Source organism: Paraburkholderia sp. BL17N1 (assembly GCF_003634175.1).
Lineage (GTDB): Bacteria > Pseudomonadota > Gammaproteobacteria > Burkholderiales > Burkholderiaceae > Paraburkholderia.
Map to the genome: position 1 here is coordinate 338,477 of NZ_RBIW01000001.1, position 12,984 is coordinate 351,460.

At 62.0% G+C, this 12,984-nt stretch carries 11 protein-coding genes; 6 read left to right on the forward strand and 5 right to left on the reverse strand.

Annotated features, from left to right (window positions below; all coding sequences use genetic code 11):
* Positions 1-243: 243 nt before the first annotated feature.
* From trxB to B0G82_RS01530, 3 genes are all read left to right on the forward strand, one after another.
* Positions 244-1,245: a thioredoxin-disulfide reductase gene (trxB, locus tag B0G82_RS01520; RefSeq protein WP_121306450.1), complete on the forward strand. Its 1,002-nt coding sequence runs from the start codon at positions 244-246 to the stop codon at positions 1,243-1,245.
* A gap of 199 nt (positions 1,246-1,444) precedes the next feature.
* Positions 1,445-2,203, forward strand: a complete 759-nt coding sequence (locus B0G82_RS01525; RefSeq protein ID WP_121306451.1) for a Smr/MutS family protein — start codon at positions 1,445-1,447, stop codon at positions 2,201-2,203.
* A 13-nt stretch (positions 2,204-2,216) separates the two neighbouring features.
* Positions 2,217-2,837, forward strand: coding sequence for a trimeric intracellular cation channel family protein (locus B0G82_RS01530; protein WP_106280433.1), 621 nt, complete (start codon positions 2,217-2,219; stop codon positions 2,835-2,837).
* A gap of 68 nt (positions 2,838-2,905) precedes the next feature.
* On the opposite strand, the gene fliD is transcribed toward B0G82_RS01530, so the two are convergent.
* Complete coding sequence (fliD, locus tag B0G82_RS01535; RefSeq protein WP_121306452.1) at positions 2,906-4,414, reverse strand: flagellar filament capping protein FliD; 1,509 nt, start codon at positions 4,412-4,414, stop codon at positions 2,906-2,908.
* A gap of 280 nt (positions 4,415-4,694) precedes the next feature.
* On the opposite strand from fliD, the gene B0G82_RS01540 reads away from it, so the two are divergent.
* Complete coding sequence (locus tag B0G82_RS01540; RefSeq protein ID WP_121306453.1) at positions 4,695-5,354, forward strand: glutathione S-transferase family protein; 660 nt, start codon at positions 4,695-4,697, stop codon at positions 5,352-5,354.
* A gap of 136 nt (positions 5,355-5,490) precedes the next feature.
* Positions 5,491-6,408, forward strand: coding sequence for a LysR family transcriptional regulator (locus tag B0G82_RS01545; RefSeq protein WP_121306454.1), 918 nt, complete (start codon positions 5,491-5,493; stop codon positions 6,406-6,408).
* 89 nt (positions 6,409-6,497) lie between these two features.
* Here B0G82_RS01545 and ugpC read toward each other — a convergent pair whose 3' ends face one another.
* The 4 genes from ugpC to B0G82_RS01565 all read right to left on the reverse strand — a co-directional run bounded on the left by ugpC (position 6,498) and on the right by B0G82_RS01565 (position 10,946).
* Positions 6,498-7,613, reverse strand: a complete 1,116-nt coding sequence (gene ugpC, locus B0G82_RS01550) for a sn-glycerol-3-phosphate ABC transporter ATP-binding protein UgpC (protein ID WP_116142607.1) — start codon at positions 7,611-7,613, stop codon at positions 6,498-6,500.
* A gap of 103 nt (positions 7,614-7,716) precedes the next feature.
* The gene (locus B0G82_RS01555; RefSeq protein ID WP_106279938.1) at positions 7,717-8,574 is read right to left on the reverse strand and encodes a carbohydrate ABC transporter permease; all 858 of its coding nucleotides are present in this window, start codon (positions 8,572-8,574) and stop codon (positions 7,717-7,719) included.
* Positions 8,564-9,502 (reverse strand): sugar ABC transporter permease, encoded by a 939-nt coding sequence (locus tag B0G82_RS01560; RefSeq protein WP_116142608.1) that lies wholly within the window; start codon positions 9,500-9,502, stop codon positions 8,564-8,566. Before B0G82_RS01560 ends, B0G82_RS01555 begins: the two co-directional genes overlap by 11 nt.
* Before the next feature lie 196 nt (positions 9,503-9,698).
* Positions 9,699-10,946 (reverse strand): ABC transporter substrate-binding protein, encoded by a 1,248-nt coding sequence (locus B0G82_RS01565; protein WP_116142609.1) that lies wholly within the window; start codon positions 10,944-10,946, stop codon positions 9,699-9,701.
* A gap of 544 nt (positions 10,947-11,490) precedes the next feature.
* Here B0G82_RS01565 and zwf point away from each other — a divergent pair.
* A complete protein-coding gene (gene zwf / locus B0G82_RS01570; RefSeq protein WP_106279932.1) occupies positions 11,491-12,954 on the forward strand; it encodes a glucose-6-phosphate dehydrogenase in 1,464 nt (487 codons plus the stop codon).
* The last annotated feature ends 30 nt before the right edge of the window (positions 12,955-12,984 follow it).

The following is a 12,984-nucleotide window of genomic DNA, read 5'->3' on the forward strand; positions in this document are numbered from 1 at the left end:
CTTCGATCCGGCCTATTGTAAACGCAGTGTCCCGCGCGAGGCTGTAAATGACGGTAACTTGGCCGTTTGGCCACAGAAAGGCGTGGCGAGGCCCGCCGCCGACGCTATCGGCGTGATCGGAAAGCTTCATGGAGCAGGCCGGCGCCCCGCCCTTTATAATGTCGCGCTGATACCCATCTATAGTTTCAGCTCAAGTCGCGCGGCCTCGCATGGGCGAGCCGGGCGCCGTAAAAGGATTCGATCATGCCTGCAACTTCCACGAAACACGCCAAGGTTCTGATTCTCGGTTCCGGTCCCGCCGGCTACACGGCGGCGGTCTACGCGGCGCGCGCCAACCTCGCGCCGGTGCTTGTCACGGGTCTGGCTCAAGGCGGCCAGCTCATGACCACGACCGACGTCGAAAACTGGCCTGCGGACCCCAACGGCGTGCAAGGCCCGGAACTGATGGGGCGCTTTCTGGAGCACGCCGAGCGCTTCAACACCGAAATCATTTTCGACCACATTCATACGGCCAAGCTGGATGAAAAGCCGATCCGCCTGATCGGCGACTCGGGCGAATACACCTGCGACTCGCTGATCATCTCGACCGGCGCCTCGGCGCAGTATCTCGGCCTGCCGTCGGAAGAAGCGTTCATGGGCAAAGGCGTGTCGGCTTGCGCCACCTGCGACGGCTTCTTCTACAAGCAACAACATGTGGCCGTGATCGGCGGCGGCAATACCGCTGTCGAGGAAGCGCTCTATCTGTCCGGCATCGCCAAGAAGGTGACGGTGATCCATCGCCGCGACAAGTTCCGCGCCGAGCCGATCCTGATCGACCGTTTGCTGGCAAAGGAAAAGGAAGGCCTGGTCGAGATCAAGTGGGACAGCACGCTCGACGAAGTCACCGGCGACCAGTCCGGCGTAACCGGTCTGCGTATCAAGAACACGAAAACGGGTGCCACCGAAGACATCGCGCTGCAAGGTCTGTTCGTCGCGATTGGCCACAAGCCGAACACGGACATTTTCGCCGGCCAACTGGAGATGAAGAACGGCTACATCATCACCAAGGGCGGCCTGAACGGGTTCGCGACCGCCACCAGCGTGCCGGGCGTATTCGCCGCGGGCGACGTGCAGGACCACGTGTACCGTCAGGCGATCACCAGCGCCGGCACGGGTTGTATGGCTGCGCTCGACGCGCAGCGCTACCTGGAAACCATCGACGAGATGGTCGGCGAGCACGCGATGAGCCAGGAAGCCGAGCGTTAATTCACGGCGGCGGCCGCGCCAGTCTGCGAACCGCGTCGGCAGACTGAGCGCAACGGTAAAATGGCGGCTGGGCATCGCCCGGCCGCCCGCTTGAAAGAAGGCCGCGGCTGCAAAGCCGGCGGCCTTTTCGCATTCAGGTCCTCCGGTCGCCAGTAAACGTCGCACGACCGATCTACTTTCTCTGCCTGTTACTAGCGATATGCCGAAGAATCAGCCTCACCCGAGCGAACCGAAGCGCGCGCGAGCCGTCGCGCCGCCCGCGCCCGAACCGGCTGCGCCTGCCGTCAAACCGAAGCTCGATCCGGCGGCCGGTCTCGCCGGCCTCGGCGCATTGCGCGACGCGCTCAAAGTCGACACGCAACGGCGCGAGCGCGAAAGGGTAGCCGCTGCTGCCGCGCAGCGTGAAGCCTCGGCGGACGCCGACCTGTTCCGCCGCGAGATCGGCTCCGTCGCGCCGCTCGCCGTGCCGCCGCGCGCCACGCTGCCGCGCAATCCCCCGCCGCCGCTGCCGATACAGACCAAACTCGACGAAGAAGCCGTGCTGCACGAAGCAATCTCGGACGAATTCGATCCCGAGATTCTGCTCGAAACGGATGAAACGCTGTACTACTGCCGCCCCGGCGTGAGCCAGGAAGTCGTGCGCAAACTGCGGCGCGGCGACTGGATCGTGCAGGCGCAAATCGATCTGCACGGCATGCGGCGCGAGGAAGCGCGCGAGGCGCTGGCCGAGTTCATCCGCGAATCGGTGAAGCGCGGCTTACGGTGTTTGCGCGTGATTCACGGCAAGGGCTTGGGGTCGATCGGCAAGGAGCCTGTGTTGAAAGGCAAAGTGCGCGCGTGGCTCGTGCAGAAGTCAGAAGTGATCGCATTCTGCCAGGCGCGTCCGCATGACGGCGGCGCCGGCGCGGTGGTCGTGCTGTTGCAGCCGGGCGCCGCGCCGGCTCACGCCAAAGCCTGACGGAGCCACGGTGATCCATCCAAGGCTGACGCTCGCGCTGACCATCATGGAGGCGCTGGCGATTTTCGCGTACGCCATTTCCGGTTTCATCGAAGCCAAAACCCGCCGGCTCGATGCCGTCGGGACATTTCTGGTGGCGATCGCCACGGCTTTCGGCGGCGGTACGTTGCGCGATGTGCTGCTCGAGAGGCGGCCCTTTTACTGGGTCGAACATCAAGGCTATCTGATCGCGATCTTCGTTATGTCGCTATTCGCGCCGACGCTGTTGAAGATGACCTCGCGGCTGTTTTCAGAGCGGGTTCTGCTGGTAGCCGATGCGATCGGGCTGGGACTGTTCAGCATAGGCGGCACATCGATCGCGCACGACGCGCAGATGCCGTGGTTCACCTCGGTGATGATGGGCGTGCTGACGGGCGTTTTCGGCGGCGTGATACGCGACGTGCTGTGCAACGAAGTGCCGCTGATCCTGCGCGATTCGCGGCCGTATGCCACGTGTGCGTTCGTGGGCTGCTGGCTGTACGTGCTGCTGGATTACATCGATTTCGACACGGTGTATAGCGTGTTGATTGCCACCGCTTTTATCCTGCTCGCGAGGTTGGTGACCTTCAGGTTCAATGTGCGTTTGCCGCATTGACAACGCGGCGTGGCTCGCAAGGACGCACGGCGCATTGCCCGTAAACTGCGACGCGCCGCGCTTCAAACTCACTTGTTGGTCGCCAATGCCCCCGCGCTCTTCGAGCCGCCGAACAGCGCCGTCAGATAGGCCGAATTGTTGTTCATGGTCGCCATCAAGGTGTTCAACGCGGTGAACTGACTCTGATACTGCTTCGTCAATTGCGTGGAGTAATCGCTGAGTCTGGTCTGTTGCGCGGTGACACTCTTCAGGTCGGCATTCAACGCGGTATTGCGCGTGTCGATGATGCCGCCCGTCCGCGTGAACTCGTTAATGCTCTTGTTCAACTTCGCGCCGAGACCATCGGTCGAGTTGAATAACGCGGCGACCTGCGCCGGGCTGGTATTGAGCGCGGTAGTGAGTTTCGCGTTGTCGACCACCAGCGTGCCGTCCGCCGGATCGCCTTTCAGCGTGATGCCGATGTGCCCGAGGCTCACCACCGACGTGCCCGTACCCACCCCGCCGCTCACGATCGACGCCAGCGCGTTCTTGACCGTCAACAGCGTGGAATCGCCGAGCAACGCGCCGGCCTGCTTCGACGATTTGTCGTATGAGGACAGCTTGCTGATCGTGGTGACGACGGTGTTGTACAGGTTGGCGAAATTCGTGATGGCCGTGTTCTGCGCGGTGGTGTCCGGCGCGATGGTCAGCGTCTGCGGATTGTTGACCGAAGCGCTCGACAGATTCAGCGTGACGCCGGCAATGGCATCGGTGACGGCGTTGTTGGCGCTGCGCGCCGCGATTCCGCCGATGGTGAGCAGCGCGTCCTGCGCCACTTCGCTCTGATGCCACGCATTGCCGGCATCCGACGACACGATCGTGGACGCCCCGCCGTTCGCGCCGGGCGTCGACGTCACGCCGAGGCTCGACAGGCCTGCGTCGTTCTGGACGTTGCTAGTGGTCACGTTGATCGTATTGCCCGAACCGGTGGCCGCCGAGCGCAGCACGAGGTGAGCGCCGCCGGTGCCGGTCACGATCGTGGCCGTGACGCCGGGGTTGTTGGACGCTTTGTTGATTGCGGCGGCGATGCCGCTCAGCGTGTTGTTGGTGTTGTCGATGGACACATCCATCGACTTGCCGCCGGCCGAGATGCTCAACGTGCCTGTGCCGAGTTGCGTGGTCGCGCCGAACGCCGCCGAAGACAGGCTTTGCGACGAAGCGATCTGCGTCACGTCGATCGCATAGCTGCCGGCCACCGCGCCGGGGCCCGCTTTCGGGTCGAGGCCCTTGGCGCTCGCGGTGGCCGCGAAGGTGGACAACGTCGTTCCGTCCGACAGGTTCTTGATCGCCGCCTGCAAGGCGGACAACGCCGAACTGAGCGCGCCGTAGGCGGATAAGGTGGTGTTGTCGCTGGTCTGCCTGGCTTGTAACGCCGCCGCCTGCCCCGCCGTTTTGGCGTTGACGAGTGCCGAGACCAGGGTCGAGACATCCATCGACGAATTGCCGGTCGAACCGCTGATGATTGATTGCGCTGCCTGCTGAACCTGGCTCTGCGCGTTGGCCGTCGCGCTGTTCACCGAGGACGTGATGCTGGACATGTGAAGTTCCCCGTGCGTCGAATTATTCGTTTTTGATTGAGTGACGCCCCGGGCTTGTTGCTGCTGCGCCGTCTGGCCGGTCACATCGCGGTCCCTTACAAATTTTTCAAATGTTACACCATCCTTCTTCACGGCTTTGTGACGTTTTAACGTAGCGAATGTTGGTGATGCCAAGGGTCGTGGCTGTCGATTTGCGTGGCGCTCACTCGTCGTGAGATAAAACGGTCGCTCCGGCCGTTTTCGTGCCACAGCAACTCACCAACCGTCCAAGGTGACCACGATGACCCTGAAGCTCTACGCCCATCCCTTCTCCTCGTACTGCCAGAAGGTCCTGACCGCGCTCTACGAAAACGGCACGCCGTTCGAGCTGCGCCTGCTGGCGCACGACGACCCGCAAGTCATGGCCGAATTCGCCGCGCTCTGGCCGATCAAGCGCTTTCCGGTGCTGGTGGACGGCAACCGGACGGTGATGGAGGCGAGCATCATCATCGAGTATCTGGGCCTTTACCACGCCGGGCCGGTTCAACTCCTGCCGGCCGACGCCCGCGCGGCGCTGGAAGTGCGCAGCATGGATCGCTTCTTCGACAACTACATCTCGACGCCGCAGCAAAAGATCGTCTACGACAGCATGCGCCCTGAGCCGGAGCGCGACCGGCAAGCCGTCGCCGAGGCGCGCGCCATGCTCGATACCGCGTACGGCTGGCTGAACAAGGTGATGGCGGAGCGCGAATGGGCGGCCGGCGATACGTTCAGCCTCGCCGATTGCGGCGCCGCGCCGTTCCTGTTTTACGCCGACTGGACGCACGCGATCGGCCCGGCGTTTCCGCACGTGCTCGCCTACCGCAAGCGCCTGCTGGCGCGGCCGTCGTTCGCTCGCGCGGTGGACGAAGCGCGGCCCTATCGTTCGTATTTCCCGCTCGGCGCGCCGGACCGGGATTGAGGGCTACGGCGTGGCCGTGTCGCGCAAAAGACGAGCGTCTGCGCCACGTCGACCCTAACGGTTTGCGACAACAAATTTCCCAACCTATACACTTCACTTCGAAACCTACTTCCGCCAATCAACCTTAAGGCAAAACATGGACCGTTTCGAAGCCATGGAGATATTCACGCGTGTGGTCGAGGCGAACAGCTTCACCAAAGTATCCGAGTCGCTCGACCTGCCCCGCGCCAAAGTCAGCCGCACCATCCAGGCGCTGGAGGAACACGTGGGCGTGCGTCTGTTGAATCGTTCGACGCGCCAGGTCAGCGTGACCGAAGACGGCGCGCTGTTCTACGAGCGCTGCGTGCGCATCCTCGCCGAAGTCACCGACGCCGAGTCGTCGCTGTCGAACAAGCGCGAAAATCCGGCCGGCACGATCCGCGTGGATACGTCCGGCACGCTGGCGCGCGCACTGCTGCTGCCCGCGCTCGACGATTTCTACCGGCAATACCCCGAGATCGACGTGCGGCTCGGCCTCGCCGACCGCAACATCGATCTGATTCAGGACGGCGTGGATTGCGTGATCCGCATGGGCACGCCGGAAGAGTCGAGTCTCGTCGCGCGGCGCATCGGCCAGGCGCGCATTGTCACGTGCGCATCGCCGGCATATCTGGAGAAACATGGCGAGCCGACCACGCTCGAAGAATTGAGCGAGCACCGCGCGGTCAACTACGTGTCCGCGCGCACCGGCAGGACGTTCCCGTTCGAATACGAGGTGGACGGCGATATTGCCAAGGTGTCGTTAAAGAGCGTGCTCGCTGTCAACGACGGCAGCGTCTATATCGGCGCGGCGGCGCTCGGTCACGGCATCATCCAGCCGTCACGCTTCATGGTCGCCGATCTGATTGCGCAAGGCGCGCTGAAGGAAATACTCACCGGCTATACGAGCCCCAGCACGCCGCTTTCGGTGCTGTATGCGCATCGCCGCAATCTGAGTTCGCGGCTGCGTGCTTTCATCGAATGGGTGACCGAACTGGCACGCAACAATCCGGATCTGCGTATTCCGGAGCAGTGAAACCAGGCGCGCAAAACTAAAAACCCCATGCGTTGTGGAACGCATGGGGTTTTTGTTTCAATTGCACTGAAAGCAGTAAAACTTCGCGATCAGGCAATCCGCTCTTCGTTCGACGGATCGAACAGCACCGCCTTAGACGTATCGAACAGCAGCGTCGTATTCGCCAGCGGCTGCGGGTTCGACGCCGGGTGCACGCGGCTCACGATACGCTTGCCGTTGACCTGTGCGAACACCAGTGTGTCCGGACCGGTCGGCTCGATCACGTCGACCTTCACTTCGATCGGCTGCAGCTTCGCGTTGTCACCGTGCGCGCCGCGCGCGTCGGTGATGCGCTCCGGACGCAGGCCGAGAATCACCTCACGGCCCACGTGCGACTTCACCTTCGCCGAGTCGAACGGCAGGTTCAGCGGCGTGCGCGCAACACCCGTATCCAGTTCGAGCGCCACGCCCGCACCCTGCTCCACCAGCTTGCCCTGAATGAAGTTCATCGGCGGCGCACCGATGAAGCCGGCCACGAACAGGTTCGACGGCGAGTCGTAGATGTCCTGCGGTGCGCCGAACTGCTGCACAACGCCGTCTTTCATCACCGCGATGCGGTCGCCGAGCGTCATCGCTTCGATCTGATCGTGCGTCACGTAGACGATCGTCGTGCCGAGGCGTTGATGCAGCAGCTTGATTTCCGAGCGCATCTCGATACGCAGCTTCGCGTCGAGGTTCGACAGCGGCTCGTCGAACAGGAACATGACCGGATCGCGCGCCAAGGCACGGCCCATGGCCACGCGCTGACGCTGGCCGCCGGACAGTTGACCCGGCTTGCGGTCCAGCAGGTGCGTGATCTGCAGCGTGTTCGACACGCGGTCGACGATCTGCGTCTGCTCGTTCTTCGGCACCTTGCGGATGTTCAGACCGAACGAGATGTTCTCGCGCACCGTCATGGACGGGTACAGCGCGTACGACTGGAACACCATCGCAATGTCGCGATCTTTCGGCGACAGGTTGTTCACCGTCTTGCCGTCGATCTGGATCTCGCCCTTGGTCACGGTCTCGAGGCCGGCAATCATGTTGAGCAGCGTCGACTTCCCGCAGCCCGAACCGCCGACCAGAATCAGGAACTGGCCGTCTTCGATGTCGATATTGACACCCTTCAGAACCGGCACCCCGTTCGGGTAAGTCTTATACACGTCACGGATGGAAAGGCTTGCCATGCTGTGAATCCTCTTGTCTCTGGTACTGCTTGAAAACTTTGTCGGGTGACGGCGGCTTCGAATCGAACAGAAGCCGCCGCGCTCGGATGAACTAGCCTCGCCTTTAGCCCTTCACCGCGCCGGCCGTCAGGCCGCGCACGAAATAGCGTCCGGCGATGATATAGACCAGCAGCGTGGGCAACGCGGCGATGATCGCGCCGGCCATGTCCACGTTGTATTCCTTCACGCCGGTCGAGGTGTTCACGAGGTTGTTCAGCGCCACCGTGATCGGCATCGAATCGACGCCGGAGAACACGATACCGAACAGGAAGTCGTTCCAGATCTGCGTGAATTGCCAGATCAGGCACACCATGAAAATCGGCAGCGAAACCGGCAGCAGAATCTTCGTGAAGATCGTGAAGAAACCCGCGCCGTCGATACGCGCCGCTTTGACGAGTTCAGCCGGAATGCTGACGTAGAAGTTGCGGAAGAACATCGTGGTGAAGGCGATACCGTAGATCACGTGCACCACCACCAGACCGGTGGTCGTGTTCGACAGGCCGAGAAAGCCTTCGAAACGCGCCATCGGCAGCAGGATCGCCTGGAACGGAATGAAGCAGCCGACCAGGATCATCGTGAAGATCGGATCCGCGCCACGGAAACGCCAGTGCGTGAGCACATAACCGTTGAACGCGCCGATGATCGACGAGATCAGCACGGCGGGAATCACCATGCGCACCGAGTTCATGAAGAACGGCTGCATGCCGTCGCAACGCACACCCGTGCAGGCGCCGCTCCAGGCCTTGATCCACGGATCGACGGTCCAGTGCGTGGGCGGCGTGAGCAGATTGCCCGTGCGCAGTTGATCGATGTCCTTGAACGACGTGGACAGCATCACGTACAGCGGGAACAGGAAATACAGGGCGAACAGGAACAGGGCCGCATAAATGACGGCACGGCTGATCGTCATCTTAGGCTGCATTGCGGGTGCTCCTCGATTCCAGATACATGAGCGGCACGAGCACGGCTACGACAGTGGCGAGCATCATCATCGACGATGCCGCGCCGACGCCCAGTTGCCCGCGATTGAACGAAAACGTGTACATGAAAATAGCCGGCAGCGACGACGACGTGCCCGGACCGCCCGCGGTCAACGCAACCACCAGGTCGAAGGTCTTGATCGTGATATGACAGAGAATCAGCAGCACGGAGAAGAACACCGGGCGCATGCTCGGAATCACGATCTTGCGGTAGATGGTGGGCAAGCCCGCGCCGTCCATCTGCGCGGCCTTGAAGATTTCACCGTCGACACCACGCAAGCCCGCAAGGAACAGCGCCATCACGAAGCCGGTGGACTGCCACACGGCCGCGATTACGACGCAGAAAATCGCCTTGTCCGGATCGCCCAGCCAGCTGAACGAAAAGCTCGTCCAGCCCCAGTCGTGGAACACTTTTTCGAGGCCGACGCTGGGCGTCATGATCCATTGCCACGCCGTACCCGTCACGATGAACGACAGCGCCATTGGGTACAGGAACACGGCGCGCAGCGCGCCTTCGTTGCGGATCTGCTGATCGAGCAGGATCGCGAGAAACAGACCAAGACCGATACAGATACCGATGAACGGGATGCCGAACCAGCCGAGGTTCGCAGCCGAGGTCCAGAACACATCGTTATCGAACAGTTCGCGATAACGATCGAGACCGACGAATTCATAACGGGGCATCAGTCGCGAATTGGACAGCGACAGATAGCCGGTAACTGCAATGAAGCCATAGACGAAGATCAGGCTGATCACGACGCTGGGTGCGAGCACCAGCTTCGGAATCCAGCGATCGGCAAGGGCCGCCATGGGCGACGCGCGGCGGGCGGCGCTAGCCGTTTTCCCGTTTCCGCTGATAGAAGCAGTCACTACTCGACTCCTGCTGAAACTGTACCGCCGGGAGATTCACGCCTGACAGACGCGAGGCCGCAACGGCATAGGTGTGACTCTATGAAACCAGGGGTGAAGCCGCTTGTGACCAGTGCAACCAGTGCAATCAGCGACGTGAAGGGCGCGCCCGGCGCCCGTTGCTGAACCGCCGGGCGCGCCGCTTCGCTTACTTCACTTACTTGGTCTTCGCTGCCTTCGCGAGCGCGGCAACCGCGCTCTTCGAATCCTGCTGCGAGTTCATGAACTTCGTGACCACATCCGAGATCGCGCCGGCTGCTGCATCCGGTTGCGCCATGCCGTGTGCCAGCGAAGGCACATAGCCGCCCGACTTGATCGCCACTTGTTCATCCGCGTACGACTTCTTCGCGCAGTCGTCGAACTTGGCCATCGACACGCCCAGGCGAACCGGGATGGAACCCTTGTTCAGGCTGAACTGCTCCTGGAAGTCCGGCGACATGATCGTCTTGGCCAGTGCGAGTTGACCCGGCGTGGCCGCCTTTGCGCCCTTCTGCTGGAAGAACACGAACGAGTCTACGTTGAACGTGTAGGACTTTTCCGTGCCCGGCACTGCGGCGCAGATGTAGTCCGAGCCCGACTTCTTGCCGGCGTTGGCGAATTCGCCCTTCGCCCAGTCGCCCATGAACTGCATGCCGGCCTTGCCGTTGATGACCATGGCCGTTGCCAGGTTCCAGTCACGGCCCGTGCGGCCCGCGTCGAAGTAACCCTGGATCTTGCGGACCGTGTCGAACACGCCGACCATCTGATCCGACGTCAGCGTCTTCTCGTCGAGGTCGACCAGCGCCTTCTTGTAGAAGCCCGCGCCTTGCGACAGCACGACGTCTTCCCACAGCGTCAGGTCTTGCCACGGCTGGCCGCCCATCGCGATCGGCTGGATGCCCGCGGCTTTCATCTTGTCGGCCACCGCGAAGAATTCAGGCCACGTGGTCGGCGCCTTGCCGCCTGCCTTGTCCAGCGCTGCCTTGTTGATGTACAGCCAGTTCACGCGGTGCACCGAGAACGGCGCTGCCACGTAGTGACCGTCCGCGTGCATGATCTTGTCGATTTCCGGCGGCAGATTCTTCTTCCAGTCGCCCGCGACGGAGTCGATTGGCACCAGCACGCCTTGCGACGCCCAGTCCTGGATCAGCGGACCCTTGATCTGCGCAGCGCTCGGTGCGTTGCCCGAGATGACCTGCGTCTTGAGTGCCGTCATGGCAGCCGCGCCGGCGCCACCCGCAACCGCGAAGTCCTTCCACGTGTAACCCTGCTTCGTCATGTCGTCCTTGAGGACGCCGACGGCTTTCGATTCACCGCCCGAAGTCCACCAGTGCAACACTTCGATCGACTCGGCGGCTTGCACGGCCGAGACGCCACACATCAGACCTGCGGCGCACAAAGCGCCCATGATCGCGCGAAATTTCATTGCTTATCTCCTCCAGACACCTGAACAAAAAACAAATGGCCCCTGATGTCGCCAGGGTGCTGTGGTTGGTTCAAACAGGCAAAACACTGGGCGATCGAGCACGGTCGGGCGCATGCGCGAGGCATGTGCCGGCGGACCAATGTCCGGCCGCTGGAAGCTCAAGAGATGAGTGGTTCGGGATGCAACTGACTGTCTCCTCTTTTGATTTTTGCCTGCCCGCGTTTCGCGCGGCAGACTCGAGGTGCCTTACATGTCAACCTGGTGCCGACCATTACGGAAAGCCGCTCAACTCCCCGGCTTTCCGTAAGGCCGCCGGGGCATGCTGGCGCGTGCCGACACGCAATGTCCGTTAACATGCAGGGGGCGCCTGCCGATTCGGGAAAACGCGCATCTTGACTCACAGCGCACGCTTTTTTCATCGAATTAGCGCTACCTCTTGATTTGGATTGTAGTTAAACTACAATTCAGTGTCAAAAAATATTTTATCGGACTACGGTCGCGCTTTCGCTCATCTTCCGCGGCCCCAGGACATCGACGGAGACTCATGCAAACCGATTCAAGCTTCACCTTCGTTCTCTTCGGCGGAACCGGCGATCTGTCGATGCGCAAGATCCTCCCCGCACTGTTTGAAGCGCACCGTGCAGGCGGCATGCTGGCCGACAGCGGCAAGATCGTCGCGGTGGCGCGGCATGCAACGGATCGCGGCGAGTACATCCACTGGGTGAACGAGCACGTCAAACCGCACGTGTCGAAGAACGGTGTGGACGAAGCGGCATGGTCGAGCTTTCTGGAGCGCATCGAGTTCGTGAACATCGACCTCGGCAAAGCGGAAGACTTCGTGCACTTGCGCGACGCCATTCAGAACTTGCCTGGCATTCGCGTGTTCTATCTGGCCACCGGCCCGTCGCTGTTCGTGCCGATATGCCATGCGCTGGCATCGGTTGGGCTGAACGAGAATTCGCGCATCGTGCTGGAAAAGCCGCTTGGCTACGACCTCAAGTCGTCCAATGCCATCAATGATGCAGTCGGCGAAATCTTCGCTGAAGAACAGATCTACCGGATCGACCACTACCTCGGTAAAGAACCGGTGCAGAACCTGTTGGCGCTGCGCTTCGGCAATGCGCTGTTCGAACCGCTGTGGCGTCGCGAGTGGGTCGAGAGCATTCAGATCACGATTGCCGAAGAACTCGGCGTGGAAGCGCGCGGCGACTTCTACGACAACACCGGCGCGTTGCGCGACATGGTGCAGAACCATTTGCTGCAACTGCTTTCCATCGTCGCGATGGAACCGCCGCACTCCATGGATTCGGATTCGGTACGTGACGAAAAGCTGCGCGTGCTGCGCGCTTTGAAGCCCATCGATCCGCGCGATATCGGCAAGGTCGCCGTGCGCGGCCAATATCATTCCGGCGTGATCCGCGGCACCGCGGTGCCCGCGTACGCGACCGAGCCCGGCGTGCGGCCGGACAGCACGACCGAGACTTTCGTCGCGCTGAAGGTCGAGATCGAAAACTGGCGTTGGGCCGGCGTGCCGTTTTTCCTGCGCACCGGTAAGCGCCTGGCGGATCGCGTCGCCGAGATCGTCGTGAACTTTCGTGCGGTGCCGCATTCGGCGCTCGGGGCTTCCGCTTTGCGTGCCGGCGCGAACCGCCTGGTGATCCGTCTGCAGCCGAACGAAACCATTCGCCTGTACTGTCTCGCAAAGCAGCCCGGCGAGGGCATGAACCTGGCCAGCGTTCACCTCGACCTCGCGTTCGACCAGTTCTTCCGCGAAGGACAGATGGAGGCGTATCAGCGCCTTCTGCTCGACGTGATCAACGGCCGCCTCGCGCTGTTTGTGCGGCGCGACGAGCAGGAAGCCGCGTGGCGTTGGGTCGAACCGATCCTGAACGAATGGAAGGCGTCGAACAAGCCGCCCAAGCCGTATGCTTCGGGCACATGGGGACCGGCTGCTTCGAGCGCGATGCTGGCGCAGCACGGCACCTGCTGGCTCGAAGAAGAGAATTGAATCACGGCGGCACGTCGTATTGAATGGAAT